Origin of the sequence: Pseudomonas sp. R1-43-08 (assembly GCF_003852255.1) — a bacterium.
GTDB lineage: Bacteria > Pseudomonadota > Gammaproteobacteria > Pseudomonadales > Pseudomonadaceae > Aquipseudomonas.
Genome location: NZ_CP027734.1, coordinates 4,409,055 through 4,428,091, shown reverse-complemented (window position 1 = coordinate 4,428,091; position 19,037 = coordinate 4,409,055). Strand labels below are relative to the sequence as shown.

Below are 19,037 nucleotides of genomic sequence, written 5' to 3'. Positions count from 1 at the left end.
CAATAAGGTGGCTTCAGTGAGGGTGCATCGGTCGGCTGAAACCACCTTTCCAAGGCACGCCACTGGTGCAGGCGCGACGCTAAAAAGGCGCGGCAGTATAACCCGGCACGGTGGCTGATACACCCGACTATGGTCAAACTGTCGCAGGCATGATTCCCTGTGCGCGCCCCTTGTGATTGAGTCCTTGTATGCCTGAACTGTACGTCGGCGAACGCCATTGGCCGGTGACTACCGGCAGCAACCTGCTGGACGCCTTGAACCAGGCGGGGGTGGCTGTGCCCTTCAGTTGCCGCGCCGGAAGTTGCCATGCCTGCCTGGTGCGTTGCCAGGGCGAGGTTGAAGACAAGCAACCTCAGGCGTTGAGCCCGGCGCAACGCCAGGACGGCTGGCGCCTGGCGTGCCAGTGTCGGGTGGTCGGCGACCTTCGGGTCGAAGCCTTTGACCCGCTGCGCGACGGCATGGCGGCGCAGGTGGTGGGCGCCGATTGGCTGAGTCCGACGGTGCTGCGCCTGCGCCTTCAACCCGAGCGTGGCCTGCGATACCGCGCCGGGCAGCATCTGGTGTTGTGGGCAGGGCAGGTGGCACGTCCGTATTCCCTGGCGAGTTTGCCCCAGCAGGACCCGTACCTGGAGTTTCATATCGATTGCCGTCAACCCGGGGCATTCAGTGATGCCGCTCGCCACTTCAAGATCGGCGATGCTTTAAACCTGGGTGAGTTACGGGGCGGGGCGCTGCAGTATGATCCCGACTGGCAAGCCCGGCCGCTTTGGCTGCTGGCCTCCGGCACTGGGCTGGGTCCGTTGTGGGGGGTGTTGCGTGAAGCGTTGCGCCAGGATCACCAAGGTGCCATCCGCGTCATTCACCTGGCTCATGATGCCCAGGCTCACTACCTGGCCGAACCCCTGACGGCGCTGGCCGCGCAGCATCAGAACCTTACGGTGGAGTTGTGGACCGCAGATGAGTTGGCCCAGGCATTGGGGCAGCTGCGGCTTATTTCGAGGCAAACGCTGGCCTTGGTCTGCGGGCATCCTGACAGCGTCGAAGCCCTTTCCAAGCGCTTGTTTCTGGCAGGACTGCCGCGCAATCAACTGCTGGCCGATGTGTTCCTGCCTCGTGGTTGAGTACTGAATCCTACCGCCGCGAGATTCGCCTTGACTGACGCCATTGCAGGCCACAGTCGACCGAGTTGTTTGAAAGGTGCACGTTCAAATGTGGGAGGGGGCTTGCTCCCGATAGCGGTGGATCAGTCACACATAAACTGACTGATACACCGCTATCGGGAGCAAGCCCCCTCCCACATGTTTTTCAGCGTGTCACTCAGTACTGCGGGTCGCCCACGTGCAGGATCTTCATGCCATTGGTGCCGCCGGTGGTGTGGTAGCTGTCGCCCTTGGTCAGGATGACCCAGTCACCTTTCTCGACGACGCCGCGCTTGACCAACTCGTCGATAGCTTTCTGGCTGACTTCGTTCGGGGCCAGCGAAGCCGGATCGAACGGAATGGTATAGACGCCACGGAACAGCGCCGCACGGGCCTGGGCTTCGCGGTGGGGGGTGAACGCGTAGATCGGCACCGACGAGCGGATGCGCGACATGATCAACGGCGTATAGCCACTTTCGGTCAAGGCGATGATCGCCTTAACGCCCGGGAAGTGGTTGGCGGTGTACATGGCGGCCAACGCGATGCTCTGGTCGCAGCTTTCGAAGACCTTGCCGATGCGGTGGCTGGAGGTCTTGCTGGTGGGGTGCTTTTCAGCACCGACGCAGATACGCGCCATGGCCTGGACGGCCTCCAGCGGATACGGGCCAGCGGCACTTTCAGCCGAGAGCATCACGGCGTCGGTGTAGTCGAGCACGGCGTTGGCCACGTCGGACACTTCGGCGCGGGTCGGCATCGGGTTCTGGATCATCGACTCCATCATCTGGGTCGCAACGATCACCGCTTTGTTGTGGCGGCGTGCGTGCAGGATGATCTTCTTCTGGATACCGATCAGCTCGGCATCGCCGATTTCCACGCCCAGGTCGCCACGGGCAACCATGACGGCGTCGGAAGCCTTGATCAGGCCATCCAGGGTTTCGTCATCAGCCACGGCTTCGGCACGTTCGATCTTGGCCACCAGCCAGGCGGTACCACCGGCTTCGTCGCGCAGTTTACGTGCGTATTCCATGTCGGCGGCGTCGCGCGGGAAGGACACGGCGAGGTAGTCCACTTCCATTTCGGCGGCGAGCTTGATGTCTGCCTTGTCTTTTTCAGTCAGGGCTGGTGCCGTCAGGCCACCGCCGCGACGGTTGATGCCTTTGTGGTCGGACAGCGGGCCGCCGATGATCACGGTGCAATGCAGTTCGGTCGGGGTAGCGGTGTCGACGCGCATTACCACGCGACCGTCGTCCAGCAGCAGTTCGTCGCCGACGCCGCAGTCCTTGACCAGATCCGGGTAGTCGATGCCTACGACGTCCTGGGTGCCTTCGGTCAACGGATGGCTGGTGGAGAAGGTGAATTTGTCACCGATCTTCAGCTCGATCCGCTTGTTGGCGAATTTGGCGATACGGATCTTCGGGCCTTGCAGGTCACCCAGCAACGCCACGAAGCGGCCGTGTTTGGCAGCCAGGTCCCGCACCAGCTTGGCGCGAGCCTTGTGCTCGTCCGGGGTGCCGTGGGAGAAGTTCAGACGGGCAACGTCCAAACCAGCCAGAATCAGCTGTTCGAGGACTTCCGGCGAGTTGCTGGCCGGGCCAAGGGTGGCGACGATTTTGGTACGACGGACGGACATGCACAGACTCCTGAGTTCAAGCGCTGGGGAAGGCTACTATGCTCTTTCGTTGTAGTCATTGTTCGTTTGCACTACTTATCGACGATCGGCTTGTTTTTGCTGCGGTGCAAAGGTGAACGCCCTTGAAGATTTTGGGCGATAGGTCGATACACTGCACAAGACAGGAGAACCCCCATGCGAATTTTGCTCGTTGCTGCCCTGGCCGTCAGTGTTGTCGGCTGCACCCGCTGGTCGATGGACCATCATTTGAACAACGCTTACCGCGCCTATGGGGTGGGTGACTGCGCACGGGTCACCCTGGAATTATCCCAGGTAGACCGGGAGAGCCGCACCCGCCGTTATGTGCAGCCCGAGGTTTCGATGTTGCGCGGGCAGTGCCTGGAGCGCCAGAAACTGTTCGTCGATGCTGCGCAAACCTACCAATTCATCATCAGCCAATACCCATCAAGCGAGTACGCTTACCGAGCCCAAGCCCGGCTCGATACCCTGCGCCAGCTGGGGCATTTCTCTGGCGTGACCGCGGCGCAACCACGGCCGGCGTCTTTATGATGGTATTCGTCGCTTCATAACTGGCCTCTTTCCAGTCTTGGGTTATTCTTTGAATAGATGTTTGTACAACTTTCTGTTCAAAAGAATGTAATGCCCGGATTCGGCAGCTGTCTCGTGGCAACGATTTCTTGTCACACCGATATCCAGGGAGAGCGATGGGCTTGTTCCGAATCACTGGCTTTATTGGATGGCGACCTCACCATGTTTATCGAACGACGGATCGAACGGCATCAGCTACCTTATTTCCTGCAGGTGTTCAATCGGCTTACGGACAAGCCAATCGGCTATCTGGGCGACGTCTCTGAAGAAGGGCTGATGCTGATCAGTCAGTTGCCAATGATGATCGGCGCAGATTTTGAGCTGCGCCTGAAGATTCCAGGGCCGGACGGCGAGTTCCAGGCGGTTGACCTTACCGCGACCTGTTTGTGGAGCCGTGAAGATGTCAACCCGCAGCATTACGACTCGGGGTTCCGCGTGCGTCAGGCGTGCGAAGAATACGCACAGCTGATCAGCGCCTTGTTGCATTACTTCAGTTTCGACCCTCAGCAGGCCCCTGTCTGATTATTCATGTGCAGTCGGCCATGGGGGGCCTGTGCCTACCGTGGCCGTGCGCTTGCCGTCAGAACACTCCGGCTTTTTTCCAGCGCAGGTAACGTGTCACCAACGCGGCGCCCAACTCTGACGGCAGGCTATCCAACACCGACAACCCATGAGCGCCCAGGCGATCATGCAGCTGGTTGCGCATGTTGAGGTAGTCAACCGCGCCGCTGTAAGCCAGTGCTTCGGGTAGGGTTTGTACCGGGGCCTGGCGCAGTTGGTCGAGTACTTCCTCTCGCAGACTGGCGACCAGTACCCGATGGTGTCGACCGATCCGCTTGATGGCACCCATCAATGCTTCGTCGTCTTCATCACGCAGGTTGGTCACCACGATCACCAAGGCGCGGCGTTTTTGCCGAGCCAGCAATTGGCTGGCGGCGGCCTCATAGTCAGCGGTCTGGCGTGTGCTTTCCAGGTCATAGACTGCATTGAGCAAGACGTTCAATTGGCCGCTGCCCTTGACCGGCGCCAGGTAACGCGGCTGATCGCTGGCAAAGGTACAGAGCCCGACTGCATCGCCTTGGCGCAAGGCGACATAACTCAGCAACAGGCAGGCATCCAGCGCGTGGTCGAAGTGGGACAACTCGTCGTCCTGGCTGCGCATGCGTCGGCCGCAATCGAGCATGAATACAATCTGCTGGTCACGCTCATCCTCATACTCGCGGGCAATCGGCGTGCGCTGGCGTGCCGTGGCTTTCCAGTCGATCTGACGCAGGCTGTCACCGTCGCGAAATTCGCGTAATTGATGAAACTCCAGGCCTGGTCCGCGCCGCTGGTGCTGACGTACGCCCAGTTGGCTCAGCCAGTTATCCACACCCTGCAACCGGGCACCGGATAAACGCGCGAAGTCCGGATACACGCGAGTGGCATCCGAGGCTTCGATCCAGCGTCGCGCCGACCACAGCCCCAACGGGCTGGGCAAGTGGATTTCGCAGCGGCTGAAATTGAAATGCCCACGTCGCAGGGGGCGCACGCGATAGCCCAACTCGCCGCGCTCACCGGGGCGCAGTGAGATGGATTGCGGCAGGTTATCCACTACCAGTCCTTCGGGCACGTGATCGAACACCAGCACGGTCAGCGGCTGTGGATAATCGTGTTCCAGTGACAGGCGCACTTCTCCCCAGCGCCCCAGCGCCAGGCTACCGGGCAACATCCGCTGTATACGGGCCGAAGGGCGGCGGCGCAAGCGCATGGCATCCAGTATCGCCAGCAACAGCAGGGCCAACAGCAGGCCCCAGGCGATTGCGTGCAAGGTATCGGGCACCTTGAACTGCAACGCCGCCGACGCGCCCAGCAGAATATTGAGGGCCAGCAGAACACCCAGCCAGGTCAGGAGCAGACGGGTCGGTTTCATGCCGGCGTTACTGCCTGGGGGCCGCGATCTGGTCGAGCAACTGCTTGATCACCTGGTCCACCTCCAAACCATCGATATCCAGCTCCGGCGAAAGACGCACTCGGTGACGCAGTACCGCCAGGGCGCAACCCTTGACGTCATCCGGGATCACGAATTCGCCGCCGCGCAACAGCGCCCGCGCACGGGCGCCGCGAACCAGGGCGATAGACGCTCGTGGACCGGCACCGATGGTCAAGCCTGGCCAACTGCGCGTCGCCCGCGCCAGGCGCACGGCATAGTCGAGGACCTGTTCATCCAGAGGCATGCCGCTGGCAATCTGCTGCATCTGCACCACGTCCTCGGCTTGCAGCACGGTGCGCAAAGGTTGCACATCGAGCATGTCGGCCCTGGACGAGCGGGTCACTTCGCGCACCATATCCACTTCCTGTTGCGCCTCGGGATAGTCCATGCGCACCTTGAGCATGAAGCGGTCCAGCTCGGCTTCGGGCAATGGGTAGGTGCCTTCCTGCTCGATGGGGTTCTGGGTGGCCAGCACCATGAACGGCTCGCCGATGGGCAATGCCTCGCCCTCCAGCGTGACCTGGCGCTCCTGCATGGCTTCGAGCAGTGCCGCCTGGGTTTTGGCCGGGGCGCGGTTGATTTCGTCGGCGAGCAGCAGGTGAGTGAATAACGGCCCCTTGCGCAGCTTGAACTGTTCGGTCTGCAGGTCGTACACCGCGTGGCCGGTGACATCGCTGGGCATCAGGTCCGGGGTGAACTGGATGCGGGCGAAATCACCGCCAAAACAACGGGCCAGCGCACGCACCAGCAACGTTTTGCCGAGGCCGGGTACGCCCTCGAGCAACACATGGCCACCGGCAATCAACGCGGTGAGCACGTCATCGATCACCGTGTCCTGGCCAATGACTGCCTTGCGCAATTCAACGCGCAGGGCCTGGGCCTGTTGGCTGGCGTATTGAACGTTTTTTTCGGCGTTCAGGGCTGTGGCCATTGGAGAGTCGCTCATAGGGCATTCCTGAGGGTTTGCAGGCACGCCACCTGTCGGCTGAAGTCGGCGCTGGACAGCCGTTTCAGCGCAGGTGCGCCGAGTGCCTGGCTGATGATAGGGGAAGGTTGTCGCGTCAGAAGTGCCAGCACCTGGCATTGTTCCGTCGTGTCGAGGTGTTCAAAGCCGGGGTGGCGTCGCCGGGCGGTGCGCAGGAGGTCGTGCTGCAAGGCCTGCAGCAATGCGCCCTGGCCGTTGCGGCGTAGCAGGAAGTCGGCGCTGGCGCGCAAATGCTCCTGCAGCTGTCGACGCGCCTTGGGCACGGGTGCCCGAATCGGGCCCTGGCGCATGCCGGCGTGCCAGAGTGCCAGGGCAATCAGTGCAACAAGCGCGACAAGGGCCTGGGGGAAGTAACGGATCAGCAGGGTAAGCAGGTTGTCCACGTCGCTGTTGAACAGCAAAGTGACGTCGGTACCCTGGTTCAAGTACCACAGCAGCCAGGCGTTGTCGTGTTTGCCGATGCTCGGGGTTTTCCACAGGTCGCTGTCGGTGATCACCGTGACGCGGCCCAGCCCCAGGTCCAGTTGCATCAGGTGGCTGGACTTGGCGCTGTTGGCTGAAAACTGCGCCAGGTGCCGGGGGTCGATAAGGTTGAAGTCGGTGTCGAAACTGAAATAGGCCGGCTTGGTTTCATTGTCGACATACAGTTTGGTGAGGTCTGGCGCGCTCTTTTTGCGCGGTGGCGCCGGCTCGTCGAAGTCATCACTCAAGGCCTGGCGAAGCTCGAGACGATCAAGCAGCAGGTCGCCGCTTTTGCCGGTTTCTTCATCCCATAACGCCTCGGCCACCAGTAGCAGGTGGCCCCCGGCTTTGGCCCAGGCCAGCAACTGTTCGACCTGGCGTGGGGTCATGTTGCCGCGTTCTCCCAGCAACAGCAGGCTATGGCCTGGTGCAGGCAGGTCGGCAAGCCGCTCTAGGCCGTTGGCATGCGCTACCGTCAAACCTTGCTGGCCCAGGAAATGCTCGGCCGCGAGGTAAGGATTAGCCAGCGCGTCCGGCGCCGGGCCGTGATCCACAACCTCCCCATAGGGAATTGCCTTGTGCCAGGCATACAGACCGCCCACTCCCAACAGGCAAGCCAGCAGCAGTGCCATCCACAGTAAGGGTCGCTTCATTGGCTGGCCCCGCCACTGAAGAGTGCGCGCCAGTCGCTGCAGAGCTTTTGCTGGGCGGCGCCGGGAGGCAGCCGGTGGCCATAGGCGAGGTTTTGCCAGTGCCGGGTCAACTCGTGACTGAATGCCAGCAACTGCGGTTGCTGCAACTGATGGACGCGCTCCAGTACCTGGCCCTCGGTGTCGGCACTTTTGAGCGGCAGGTTGAACTCATGCAGCAGCCGGCTGAGCAGGCCGCGGTACAGCAGGCCAAGGGCTTGCCTCGGTTGGGTGGGCCACAGCTGTTCGGCGGTGCTGGCGATGTCGTCGGGCAACGTCTCGACCCCCAGCTCCAACCCGAACAACTGGGCAGGCGCAGGTTTTGCGGCGTTGGGGCGAGGTCGCCGCCTGTGGCTGACAAACGTGCGCAGCCATTCACGGTAGCGCCAAACCACCCAGGCCAGCCCGCCGATCAGCAAGCTCCATAGCAGTATCTCCAGGCCTTGGGCCACGTGCTTGAAGGTGTTGCTGTTGAGGTTGTCGAGCAAGTGCTGGAGCCAGCCAGGTAGCTTACCGTCGCCGCCCTGGACTTTGGGGTCAGTGGCGGGTTTTTCTTCGCCAAAACGATAGCGGGTGACGGTTTGCGGATTCTTGAACGGCGGTTTTTCCAGTAATGCCTTGATCGATTGGCTGGCCGCCTGGGTGCTGAGCGGCTTTGGATCAGCCGGTTCATCCGCCATCGCCGTTGGGCTCAGTTGCGCCAGCGTCAGCCCGACGACCAGCAGCAACAGCGGCGCGACACTGCTCAGGCGTTGGCGCAACCGACGGAACACCAGCTCCAGGTCCCAAGCCTCCAGGACGGTGCGACGGTTGAGATAGAGGCTGAAACCGCAGGCGACGTAGATGGGTTCCCAGAACACCAGGATCAGCGCATAGAAGGCATTACTCAGGTGTTCCAGCCATAGCCCCTGCGGGCCTGTCGCCAATGCCAGCCGCTGCCAGTCCCAATCCAGTTCGACCTGTTCCGGGATGAATAGATAGAACAGCGCCATGCAACCGAACCACAGGCCGATTTCCAGGTGCACCCCGATGATCGTCAGCCAGCGCGCGCCACCCGCGTTGCGCTGTTGCAGTACGCCCAGGCGCTGTTGACGCGCTTGACCCTCCAGGCCTTCAAGCTGGCTCACGGGCATCACGAAGCTGCGGCTCAGGCTCAGCCGGCGCCAGGTGAGGCTGGCGAGCAGTTGCCCCTTGAGCAGGCGCGGCCACTGGCGAACGGACTGTTTCAGACTGGGCGTCTCACCAAACAGCGCCTTGGAAAGAATGTACAGCGGCAAGCGCTCGAAGGCCGGCTTCAGCCACCAGAACAAGAAGATGGCGTAGGACGGGTACTGCCACAGCAGCGCACTGAGCAGCACGAACACCGGCAGGCTGACCAGCGCCCAACTGCTCATCAGCAATACACGATGTTCCCGGGCCATCAGTACGCCGAGGTCCATGGCTTCCCAGGAGGTGCGGGGGCGGATGACCACGCTGGAGTCAGTCAGGCGCATGGCGAGTCCTGCCGGCGAAGATCAGATAGGCGGCCACGAACAGCCAAAGTACGCTGCCCACGAGGTATTTGATCCAGGGCGCAATGCTCGTGGTGGATGACCAGTAGGCTTCGATGAACGCTGCGATCAGCAGCAATAGCATGACCCCACACAGCATCTGCACGCTTTTGCGGGCCGCCAGGCGCAGGGATTCGCTACGTGCCAGGGGCCCGGGAGCGATCAGCGACCAACCCAGTTGCAGGCCTGCCGCACCGGCCAGTGCGATGGCGCTGAGTTCGAAGGCGCCATGACCGATCACGAACGACCAGAACGTCTGGCCGTAGCCGATTTCACTGAGATGCCCGCAGACCGCGCCGATGATCAAGCCGTTGAATACCAGAAAGAACACGCTGCCCAGGCCGAACAGCAAGCCGGCGGCAAAGGTCTGGAAGGCGATGCCGATGTTGTGCATCACGTAATAGCCAAACATCATCCAGTCTTCACTGGAAGCCCGTTCGGCCGCGCGCCCCAGGCGGCTGGCGGCGGGGTCGTACATGCTTTGCATCTCGGCCACTTGTTGCGGGCTGACGATGCTGTAGATCAGGTCGGGGAACAGGTACACCAATAACGCTATGCCCAGCAGGCTGCCGAAGAACAGCAGACTGGAAATCAGTACGAAGCGCCATTGCTCGCGTACCAGGCGCGGAAAACCGGCGAGGATGAACGCCAGTACGTTGGCTGTCGTTTGACTGCGATGGCGATACAGTTGTTGATGGCCGCGCAGCGCCAGTTGTTGCAGGTGGTCCACTAGGTAACTGCTATAGCCGCGCGCCTGGGCCAGGGCCAGGTGCTGGCACAGGCGTCGATATTGATAAGGGAAGTCGGTTGCCTCGCAGGCTTTGCCTTGCTCTACCTGTTTGAGCAGTTCGGCGAAGGTTTGCCATTGCTGCTGGTGGCGGCTTTCAAAAAGGCTCTGCTTCATGTCGGCCCCAACAAACCGTGGGCCACACCGTTGAGTTGCTCCACGGCGCGAGCCGGAGACACCTGCAAGGGCGCGGCGAGGATGGCAGCCAGTTCATGGACCCGCTCGGCAGACAATTCAGCCTGGCGTTCGGCGAAACCGAGTATGGCCCGCTGTTCGCTCAGCTCCAGTGCGAAGGGCAGGCGCAGGGCGGCTGCCTGAGGGATGCGCGGGCGGGCCGACGCCTGATCGCGGTAGACCACCAGCGTACCCGCTGCCAGGTCGCCGAGTCGCTTGAAGTGGGGATGTTGCAGGCAAGTAATGGCACCGAAGAAGTAGCCGAAGGGCAGCATGTCGACAAAGCGCAGCAGGTTGCGGATCAGCGACGCCGACCAGCCAATGGGGGTGCCGTCGTCCTGTACCACCCGCAGGCCCATGACCTGCTTGCCGGGAGAGCAGCCCTGGTTGAACACTTCGAACAGCACCATGTACCACCAGCTGACCAGGAACAGCAGCAGGGAGCCCAAGCCGAGCCCGAGGTTGCCAAGCAGCGCCAGGGGCACCAGCAGGACGCCCATGATCACGCCGCGCACGAGCAGGTCGAAGGCAAAGGCCACTGCCCTTGACAGCAGGCCGGCAGGGCGCAAGGGCAGGTCGATACCCTCGGGGGTCTCGATCTGGTAGCAGGTATCCAGAGGAGCTGTTGGCATTGCGATCCTTGGCAGTGCAAAGCGACTGAGAGAGACGGATGCTAGCAGTGTCGAGGCTGGAAGCAACCCTTCAAGCTTTTGCTGGATGTTTGTCCAGTAAGGTATCGCTGGCCCCTGACACCTTGCAGCGCCTAGACTTTGCCGGTCTTCAGCACAGGAACAGCCCGTGACCTCCATTTTCTGGTACGACTACGAAACCACCGGGATCAACCCACGCAGCGATCGCCCGCTGCAGGTGGCCGGCATTCGTACCGACCTCGAGCTCAACGAGGTCGGTCCGCCGATCAATCTTTATTGCCAGCCCGCCGACGATATCCTGCCCCACCCGGCGGCGTGTGCGATCACCGGTATCACGCCGCAGGTCCTGGCGCAGAAGGGCCTTGCCGAAGCGGATTTCATGACGCGGGTGCATGCCGAACTGTCTGCCCCCGGTACGTGCGGGGCGGGTTATAACACCCTGCGATTTGACGATGAAATGACGCGCTACAGTCTGTATCGCAACTTTTTCGACCCTTACGCGCGCGAATGGCAAGGCGGCAACAGCCGCTGGGACCTGATCGATGTGATGCGTACCGCCTATGCCCTGCGCCCGGAAGGGATTGTGTGGCCCGAGCAGGACGGGCGCGTGACGCTCAAGCTCGAGCGCCTGACCCAAGCCAATGGCATCGACCACGGCCAGGCCCACGATGCATTGTCTGACGTGCGCGCAACCATTGCCCTGGCGCGATTGGTGCGGGACAAACAACCCAAACTGTATGAATGGCTGTTCCAGCTGCGCAGCAAGCAACGGGTGATGGACCAGGTGCGATTGCTGCAGCCGCTGGTGCACATTTCCGGACGCTTCAGCGCCGAGCGGCATTACTTGGGCGTGGTGTTGCCTCTGGCTTGGCATCCGCGCAATCGCAATGCATTGATTGTCTGTGACCTGGGGCTCGACCCGCAGGGCCTGCTGGAACTGGATGCCGACACGTTGCGCAAGCGCCTATATACGCGGCGTGAAGAACTGGCGGAAGGTGAGCTGCTGGTACCCCTGAAGTTGCTGCACATCAACCGCTGCCCGGTCGTCGCGCCCTTGAAGGTGCTGCGCGCGCAAGATCGCGAGCGCCTGCAATTGGATATGGACGTTTATCAGGCGCGGGCGCTGCGACTAACTGACGCACAGGAAGTTTGGCGTGACAAGTTGGCGAGCGTTTACGCCGAGGAGGAATTTGCGCCGAATGCCGATCCGGAGCAGCAGCTCTACGAGGGTTTTATCGGCGACCGTGACCGACGCTTATGTGAACAAGTTCGCCTGGCAGAGCCGCTGCAACTAGGGCGTCAGCAATGGCCTTTCGATGATCATCGGTTGCCGGAATTATTATTTCGCTACCGCGCGCGTAACTTTCCTGAAACCTTGAACAATGAGGAACAACAGCGCTGGAGACTTTTCTGTCAGCAACGTTTGTCAGACCCGGTGTGGGGCGCACCCAATACCCTGTCGGCATTTAAGGCGGCGCGCCAGGAGTTGCAAAACAATGCGACAGCGTTTCAGTGCCAGGTACTGGGTGAATGGCAAGACTATGCCGACTCTTTAGCCGCTCGCCTGAGTCTGTAGCTGCATAACTGCAAAACATCCAGACAATAAAAAACGCCAGCAAGCTGGCGTTTTTAATGTGTCGCGTATCGGGTGTGGATCCGACCAGGCTTAGCCCAGCAGGGTCGCCCAACCTTCAACCACGTCACCGCCCCACTTGGCTTTCCACTCTTTCAGAGTCTTGTGGTTGCCACCTTTGGTTTCAATCACTTCACCGTTGTGCGGGTTTTTGTATTGCTTGACCTTGCGAGCACGTTTGGTGCCGGTAGTTTTCACAGCGCCGCGAGGTGCTTTAACTTTCGATTCCGGATCCAGCAGTGCGATGATGTCACGCAGGGATTTGGAGTATTCGCCCATCAGGGTGCGCAGTTTGCCTTCGAATTCCAGCTCGGTTTTCAGCTTGTCGTCTTGCGACAGGTTCTTCAAACGGGCTTGCAGCTCTTTGATAGCTTCTTCGGTGGCGCGGTATTCGTTGATCAGGGACATGTGGACTACCTTATGTAGAACGCTGATTGACAGGGTGAGTGGCCCAATAATAGTCAGGCAATTTCACCAAGTAAACATTTAAGCAGCTATTTATGTGAATTACATTGAATGTTTGTGGCAATGCGCTGCAGTCGAGTTAATTATCAGGTGAGTGGCTGAGAATAATCAGCTTAATGCGGCTAAGTGCCGAGCTTAGCCGTGCACGTACATATAGCGGTGGTAAAACCTTACGCTATTAAGGGCTGTTGCCACGGCCGGGACTCAGAATAAGCCGCAAGGAGTACTGCAGTTTTTCTGCGCAATCGCTAGAATGGCGGCCTTTGCGAAGTTCTGGAGTTTCCCCCTAATGCGCACTTTTCGGCTGGTGATTGCTTGCCCGGACCGGGTTGGCATCGTTGCCAAGGTCAGTAACTTTCTGGCCTCTCATAACGGTTGGATCACCGAGGCGAGCCATCACTCGGATGATCTCAGCGGCTGGTTCTTCATGCGTCACGAAATTCGTGCCGATACACTGCCTTTTGGTCTGGAAGCCTTTCGTGAGGCGTTTGCGCCGATTGCCGAGGAGTTTTCGATGACCTGGCACATCACCGACACGGAGCAGAAAAAACGTGTCGTCCTGATGGCCAGCCGTGAATCCCACTGCCTGGCGGACCTTCTGCACCGCTGGCACAGCGATGAGCTCGATTGCGAGATCGCCTGTGTGATCTCCAACCATGATGACCTGCGCAGCATGGTCGAATGGCACGGCATCCCGTATTACCACGTGCCGGTCAACCCGCAGGACAAGGAACCGGCGTTCGCCGAGGTGTCGCGCCTGGTCAAGCAGCACGACGCCGATGTGGTAGTGCTGGCGCGCTACATGCAGATCCTGCCGCCGGAACTGTGCCGCGAATATGCCGGTAAGGTGATCAACATTCACCACAGCTTCCTGCCTTCGTTCGTGGGGGCCAAGCCTTATCACCAGGCCTCCCTGCGCGGCGTGAAACTGATCGGCGCGACCTGCCACTACGTTACCGAGGAGCTGGACGCCGGTCCGATCATCGAGCAGGACGTGGTACGCGTCAGCCACAGCGACAGCATCGAAGACATGGTGCGTTTCGGGCGTGACGTCGAGAAGATGGTGCTGGCGCGCGGCCTGCGTTATCACCTGGAAGATCGCGTGTTGGTGCACGGCAACAAGACCGTGGTGTTCTGATCGACGCTTGTTGATTGAATAAGCGGGGGCCCGGGAGTAAAACTCTCCGGGCCCTTTTTATTTCAGGACGCGACCATGACCGACCCACTCGATAAGGCGACTTCCAGGCCACCGGCTACCCTGGGCGAGGGGTGTCTGAGTCGCTACGACCCGGACGCGCTGGGTGCCGATGATGGTACTGACTTTCCTGGCGCTGCCCAGTTGTGGGAGCAGTTACAGGCGCCTGAGAAGCCGCCCGAGGCCCCTGAAAAAGACGTTTGAGCAGCGGTTTGCCCACCATCAGCAAAAACACTGGCGCACCGGCCAGCAGATAGAAGTAGTAGGTCACTGCCCGCCAGATCAGAATCGCCGCCGCCGCCGTGGATTTGCCCACCATGGGCGCCAGCAATGCCGCCGACGTCAACTCCGCCGCCCCGGCCCCGCCTGGCAACAGGCTGAATTGCCCTGCGGTCAACGACAGCATCTGGATCAAGAAACTCCAGGCCCACTGCACGTCACCCCCCAGGCCGCGCAGCGCCAGGTACAACACGCTATAGCGTAATAGCCAATGCAGGCTGGTCAGCGCAAACACCCCGAGCAGCGTGTGCCAAGGCAATTTCAGGGTTTGGCTGAATGCCGCGAGGAAGCGCAGCAACCGGCGAGCCCAGCGCCGACGGGTGCTGACACGCACGTGCAAGGCTTTGAGTGCCAACCCGGCCAGGCGAATCAGCCGACGATGAAAGCGCACCACCAGCAGGCCAACGACGACGCCACCCACCATCGACACGGCACTGAGCCCCAGCAGCCATTCCAGGCGCGGGCTGAGGCTGTGGAACAGCGCATACAGCACGATGCCCACCAGTGCGCAGAGAAAAAACAGCAAGTCGCTCAGTTGGTCCATGGCGAACACCGCGCTGCCGTGGGCGGGTCGTATGCCATTGCGTGCCAGCAGGCCCATCAACGTCAGTGGCCCGCCGCTGCCCCCAGGCGTCGCACACATCGCGAACTCGGTCGATATCACGACGCCCAGGCTTTTACGCCATCCCAACCGGCCGCGCTGTTCGCCAAGCAACAAGCGCAGGCGCAGGCTGTTGATCAACCAGCAGCCGATGATCATGGCAAACATCGCCAGTAACTGGGGCAGGGGGAACTGCCGCAGGCGCGCAACGGTTTCGCCGCCACCCAGCCACACGGGAATCACCAGCGCGACTATCAGCGCCAGCACCAGCCAGATCAGTCGGCGCATGGCAGCGTCGACAGCCAGGCGGCCTTGGTCCGTGGCGTGCGTCCGTCGTCGAGCAGGCGCTGCAGGGTTTGCAGCCAATAATGACGGGAAAACCCGTGGCGCATGTCCACGGGGTGCAAGCCGAGCCGAATCACCGGGGCCGCCTGCCAGCGCTGTTCGCGGCGGTCGCTGAGCACTTTGGACAGGCCCCGGCGCCACGCACTGCGCGCGCTCCACACCAGGCCCGGAGCATGAATTCGCGTGAAGTCAGGCAGCCGATACAAATGCTGCGGGTCGCTGGTATAGCCGAGCGGTAACTGGCGCAGCGCCAGCCGGGTGCCTTCGCTCATCAACCAGGCGGGTGCGACGAACCCTTGCAGCGGCCAATCATTGCGCTGGAATATCTCAATGCCGTCACTCAGGCGCTGCAACGCCTCGGGCTCCGACAACTGGTAGAACTCGCCCTCATGGGTATAGATGCGCCGCATGAACCATTCTTTTGGCGTGCGCGGCCGGGGTTGTTCGTCGCAGTGGTAGTAACCGTGCAAGGTCAGTTCATCGCCTCTGGCTACGCGGCTATCAAGCAGGCGCCGGAAGTCAACGTGGGCGCCCAGGGCGTTATGGTGATGGAAGTCCGGGACGACCAGCCAAGTGATAGGCACATTGCCGATGGCATCGACGGCCTCGACAAAAGGCCGGTAATCGGCCCAGGTGTTCGGCGCCACATCGTGCAGCACCAGCATGACCGAACGTTCAGCCATGGGCGAGCATCGGTTTGTGCGTGCCCAGCACGGCGTGGTAGTGCCCTAAAAGGCTGTCCACCACCGCATCCCACGCGTACTGCTGTTCGACATGGCGCCGAGCCTGTTCCCCGAGGCGGCGACTGTCGGCGCCAAACAGTTCGCGTACCGCATCGGCCATCGCCTTGGGGTTGTTGGGCGCGCAGAGCAGGCCACAGCGCTCGTCGACGATCTCAGTGAAAGCGCCCGCCGCAACGGCGACCACCGGGATGCCACAGGCCATGGCTTCCAGAATCACCAGGCCGAAGGTTTCCTGGTCGCCGCCGTGCAGCAACGCGTCGGCGCTGGCCATCAAGCGGGCAACATGATTGGCCGGGACGAAGCCATCGACGACGGTGACGTTGTCCGGCACGCTGGCCGGCATGCCGGAGCCCACCAGCAACAAGTGGTAACCCTCGCCCAGGCGTTTCATGCAATTGAGCAGCACCGGCAGGTTTTTCTCCTTGGAACCACGCCCGGCGAAAATCAGTAGCCGGGTGTCTTCAGCAATCCCCAGTTCGGCGCGCAGGCCGGGGTCGCGTACGGCGGGATTGAAGGTTTGCAGGTCGACGCCCAGGGGTTGTACGAAGACGTTTTTCACCCCAAGCCCGGTAAGTTTATCGGCCATCACCTGGCTGGGGGCCAGTACTCGGTCAAAATTCCCATAGAGTTTGCTGACATAGGCTTCGACGTTGGGGGTAAACCAGGCGCCCATGCGGTTACGCACCAGCAGCGGTAGATCGGAGTGGTAAAAACCGATGACTGGCACATCCAGCTGGCGCCGTGCGTCGAGGGCGGCCCAGGCGGTCAGGTACGGATCGCCGACTTCGATCAGATCAGGCTGTAAATCGTGCAGGACATTTCGCCAAGGAGCCAAGCGCAGGGGGAAGCGATAACCCTTGCCGAAGGGTAGCGGTGGCGCCGGCACCTCGAAAATCCCGTCCCGCTCGCTCAAATGGGCGCCAGGCACCAACAGGCTGTGGCGAATCCCGGGCTTGAGCGCCAGGCGCCGGTGCTTGGCGTCCAGATAAGTGCGTACGCCACCGCTGGCCGGGGCGTAGAACATGGTTATGTCAGCGATATGCACGATGAACATCCCTCCGATCCATTGCTCTCTTAACGTGGACCTGAGCTAAGGATAGATGTTCGATCGGGATTGGCTGTGGGAGAGCGCAGGCCCCCTCCCACATTCGCCTCAGATGCGGAAGCTGCCCACCATTTGCTTCAAGCGTGCGGCTTGCCGTTCGAGGTCCGAGCAGGCGCGCAGAGTCGATTGCAGGTTTTCCACGCCTTCCTGGTTGAGGGTGTTGATTTCGGTGATGTCCATATTGATCGACTCCACCACCGAGGTCTGCTCCTCGGTGGCGGTGGCCACGGACTGGTTCATGCCGTCGATCTCGCCAATGCGCTGAGTCACACTGTTCAAGCGCTCGCCGGCCAGGTTGGCGATCTCCAGGCTGTCCTGGCTGTGGCGCTGGCTTTCACTCATGGTGCTCACCGAATCCCGGGCGCCGACTTGCAACTCCTCGATCATCTTCTGCACCTGTTGCGCCGATTCCTGGGTGCGATGCGCCAGATTGCGCACTTCATCGGCCACCACCGCGAAGCCGCGGCCGGCCTCACCGGCACGCGCGGCTTCGATGGCAGCGTTGAGCGCGAGCAAGTTGGTTTGCTGGGAAATACTGGTGATCACTTCAAGAATCTGGCCGATATTCACCGTCTTGCTGTTCAGCGCCTCGATATTGGTGCTGGAGGCGCTGATCATGGTCGACAGCTGGGTCATTGCCTTGATATTGCGCTCTACCACCTGCTGGCCGTCTTCGGCCAAATGCCGTGCATCACTGGCCTGATTGGAGGCTTGCGCGGCGTTGCGGGCGATTTCCTGGGCAGCGGCGCCCAGTTGGTTGATGGCAGCGGCGACGCTGTTGGTGCGGTTGGCCTGTTCGTCTGAATTGACCATCGACGAGTTGGATGCGCTGACCACCCGCAGTGCCACTTCATTGACTTGCTCGGTAGCCGACGACACTTCGCGGATCGAGGTATGAATGCGCTCTACGAAACGGTTGAACGCAGTACCCAAGGTGCCGAACTCGTCGTTGTTCTGGATGGTCAGGCGTCGGGTCAGGTCGCCTTCGCCGTCGGCGATGTCCTGCATGGCCCGGGTCATCACGTGCAGCGGTTGCAGCAACACGCGGATCAACATGCCCAGCAAGGCGATGATGATCACCACGGCGATGATGGTAGCGATGACCGCCGAGGTGCGGAATTCACTGAGCATGGCGAACGACTTGGCTTTATCCACCGAAATACCCAGGTACCAGTTCACCGAAGGCAGGCCCTTGATCGGGGTGAACGTGACGATATTGGTCTTGCCATTGGCCTGCACTTCGCTGAAGGCAGCGCTGATCTTCGGTGTGTCTTTCGGGTACACGTCAGCCAGAGTCTTCATCACCAGGGCCTTGTCCGGGTGCACCAGTACTTTGCCGTCGGCGCTGACCAGAAATGCGTAACCCATGCCGCCGAAATCCAGCGCGCCAATGTTGTCCACCAGGGTTTGCAGGCTCAGATCGCCGCCCACCACGCCGATGCTCTGGCCGGCCTTGGCACTCGGAGTGGCGATGGAAATAATCAGTTGCCCCGTTGCCGCGTCGATATAGGGCTCGGTCAAGGTCGAGCCGTTGCTGGTCTGGGCGCCTTTGTACCAGGGGCGAACGCGCGGGTCGAAACCGTCGGGCATCTTGGTGTCAGGGCGGATGGTGAAGGTGCCCTGGCTGTCGCCGACGTAGGTTGCCATGAACGACGATGTCAGCGCTTTCTGTTCCAGCAGGCTGGCAACCACCGATGGTTCGGGGTTGAGGGCAATATTCTGCGCGGCATTTTCTACCAGGGCGATGCGCCCGGTGAGCCAGGTCTGAATACTGCCGGCGGTGACGTCGCCCATTTCATGCAGGTAGTTATCGAGGTCGTCACGGATCGCGTTGCGCTGGAGGTAGTCGTTATAGAGGGTAAATAACGCGAAGGCGGCGATGACGATAAGGGAGGCTGCAAGCAAAATTTTATGGCTGAAGCGCAGGTTTTTATTCATGGCTTGTAGGGTCCGCTAAGGTCTTGATATCCGAGGCGCGTCTTTAGGGGATGCGCAAAAATGGCAGCGTCAAAAAAAGGTGTGATACTTCTGGTGCTAGCGCCAGG

At 61.0% G+C, this 19,037-nt stretch carries 17 protein-coding genes and 1 pseudogene; 5 read left to right on the top strand and 13 right to left on the bottom strand.

Annotation, left to right across the window (positions count from 1 at the left end; genetic code table 11):
* The first annotated feature begins 188 nt into the window (after positions 1-188).
* Positions 189-1,121: an iron-sulfur-binding ferredoxin reductase gene (locus tag C4J87_RS20325; RefSeq protein WP_124368191.1), complete on the top strand. Its 933-nt coding sequence runs from the start codon at positions 189-191 to the stop codon at positions 1,119-1,121.
* 196 nt (positions 1,122-1,317) lie between these two features.
* Here C4J87_RS20325 and pyk read toward each other — a convergent pair whose 3' ends face one another.
* A complete protein-coding gene (pyk, locus tag C4J87_RS20320; RefSeq protein ID WP_124368190.1) occupies positions 1,318-2,769 on the bottom strand; it encodes a pyruvate kinase in 1,452 nt (483 codons plus the stop codon).
* A 174-nt stretch (positions 2,770-2,943) separates the two neighbouring features.
* Here pyk and C4J87_RS20315 point away from each other — a divergent pair, with 174 nt between their 5' ends.
* Positions 2,944-3,318 (top strand): tol-pal system YbgF family protein, encoded by a 375-nt coding sequence (locus C4J87_RS20315; RefSeq protein ID WP_124364211.1) that lies wholly within the window; start codon positions 2,944-2,946, stop codon positions 3,316-3,318.
* 201 nt (positions 3,319-3,519) lie between these two features.
* Complete coding sequence (locus tag C4J87_RS20310) at positions 3,520-3,879, top strand: PilZ domain-containing protein (RefSeq protein WP_124369016.1); 360 nt, start codon at positions 3,520-3,522, stop codon at positions 3,877-3,879.
* A gap of 58 nt (positions 3,880-3,937) precedes the next feature.
* Here the strand turns inward: C4J87_RS20310 and C4J87_RS20305 are convergent, their stop codons facing one another.
* Genes C4J87_RS20305 through C4J87_RS20280 form a run of 6 tightly spaced genes read right to left on the bottom strand, consistent with a single transcriptional unit; the run spans position 3,938 to position 10,608 of the window.
* On the bottom strand, positions 3,938-5,269 hold the full coding sequence (locus C4J87_RS20305; protein ID WP_124368189.1) for a DUF58 domain-containing protein: 1,332 nt from the start codon (positions 5,267-5,269) through the stop codon (positions 3,938-3,940).
* 7 nt (positions 5,270-5,276) lie between these two features.
* A complete protein-coding gene (locus C4J87_RS20300; protein ID WP_124368188.1) occupies positions 5,277-6,275 on the bottom strand; it encodes a MoxR family ATPase in 999 nt (332 codons plus the stop codon).
* On the bottom strand, positions 6,272-7,429 hold the full coding sequence (locus tag C4J87_RS20295) for a DUF4350 domain-containing protein (RefSeq protein ID WP_124368187.1): 1,158 nt from the start codon (positions 7,427-7,429) through the stop codon (positions 6,272-6,274). Before C4J87_RS20295 ends, C4J87_RS20300 begins: the two co-directional genes overlap by 4 nt.
* Positions 7,426-8,958, bottom strand: a complete 1,533-nt coding sequence (locus tag C4J87_RS20290) for a DUF4129 domain-containing protein (protein WP_124368186.1) — start codon at positions 8,956-8,958, stop codon at positions 7,426-7,428. Before C4J87_RS20290 ends, C4J87_RS20295 begins: the two co-directional genes overlap by 4 nt.
* Complete coding sequence (locus C4J87_RS20285; protein ID WP_124368185.1) at positions 8,945-9,919, bottom strand: stage II sporulation protein M; 975 nt, start codon at positions 9,917-9,919, stop codon at positions 8,945-8,947. Before C4J87_RS20285 ends, C4J87_RS20290 begins: the two co-directional genes overlap by 14 nt.
* Positions 9,916-10,608: an RDD family protein gene (locus C4J87_RS20280; RefSeq protein WP_124368184.1), complete on the bottom strand. Its 693-nt coding sequence runs from the start codon at positions 10,606-10,608 to the stop codon at positions 9,916-9,918. Before C4J87_RS20280 ends, C4J87_RS20285 begins: the two co-directional genes overlap by 4 nt.
* A gap of 166 nt (positions 10,609-10,774) precedes the next feature.
* On the opposite strand from C4J87_RS20280, the gene sbcB reads away from it, so the two are divergent.
* A complete protein-coding gene (gene sbcB, locus C4J87_RS20275) occupies positions 10,775-12,202 on the top strand; it encodes an exodeoxyribonuclease I (protein ID WP_124368183.1) in 1,428 nt (475 codons plus the stop codon).
* A gap of 90 nt (positions 12,203-12,292) precedes the next feature.
* Here sbcB and mvaT read toward each other — a convergent pair whose 3' ends face one another.
* Complete coding sequence (gene mvaT, locus C4J87_RS20270) at positions 12,293-12,667, bottom strand: histone-like nucleoid-structuring protein MvaT (RefSeq protein WP_003175830.1); 375 nt, start codon at positions 12,665-12,667, stop codon at positions 12,293-12,295.
* Positions 12,668-13,013: 346 nt separating this feature from the next.
* Between mvaT and purU the strand changes: the two genes are divergently transcribed.
* Positions 13,014-13,862, top strand: coding sequence for a formyltetrahydrofolate deformylase (gene purU, locus C4J87_RS20265; RefSeq protein WP_019821236.1), 849 nt, complete (start codon positions 13,014-13,016; stop codon positions 13,860-13,862).
* 115 nt (positions 13,863-13,977) lie between these two features.
* Here the strand turns inward: purU and C4J87_RS20260 are convergent, their stop codons facing one another.
* The 5 genes and pseudogenes from C4J87_RS20260 to C4J87_RS26735 form a co-directional block, all read right to left on the bottom strand.
* Positions 13,978-15,087, bottom strand: coding sequence for a lysylphosphatidylglycerol synthase transmembrane domain-containing protein (locus C4J87_RS20260; protein ID WP_124368182.1), 1,110 nt, complete (start codon positions 15,085-15,087; stop codon positions 13,978-13,980).
* Positions 15,075-15,827 carry a DUF2334 domain-containing protein gene (locus tag C4J87_RS20255; protein ID WP_124368181.1) on the bottom strand — a complete coding sequence of 251 codons (753 nt, stop codon included), beginning with the start codon at positions 15,825-15,827 and terminating at the stop codon, positions 15,075-15,077. Before C4J87_RS20255 ends, C4J87_RS20260 begins: the two co-directional genes overlap by 13 nt.
* Entirely contained in the window at positions 15,820-16,932 is a 1,113-nt protein-coding gene (locus C4J87_RS20250; protein ID WP_164487692.1) for a glycosyltransferase family 1 protein, read from the bottom strand. Before C4J87_RS20250 ends, C4J87_RS20255 begins: the two co-directional genes overlap by 8 nt.
* Positions 16,933-17,040: 108 nt before the next feature.
* Entirely contained in the window at positions 17,041-17,805 is a 765-nt protein-coding gene (locus C4J87_RS26740; protein ID WP_372237509.1) for a methyl-accepting chemotaxis protein, read from the bottom strand.
* Positions 17,806-17,898: 93 nt separating this feature from the next.
* Positions 17,899-18,930 (bottom strand): annotated as a pseudogene (locus C4J87_RS26735) (cache domain-containing protein); the annotation flags it as partial.
* Positions 18,931-19,037 lie beyond the last annotated feature (107 nt).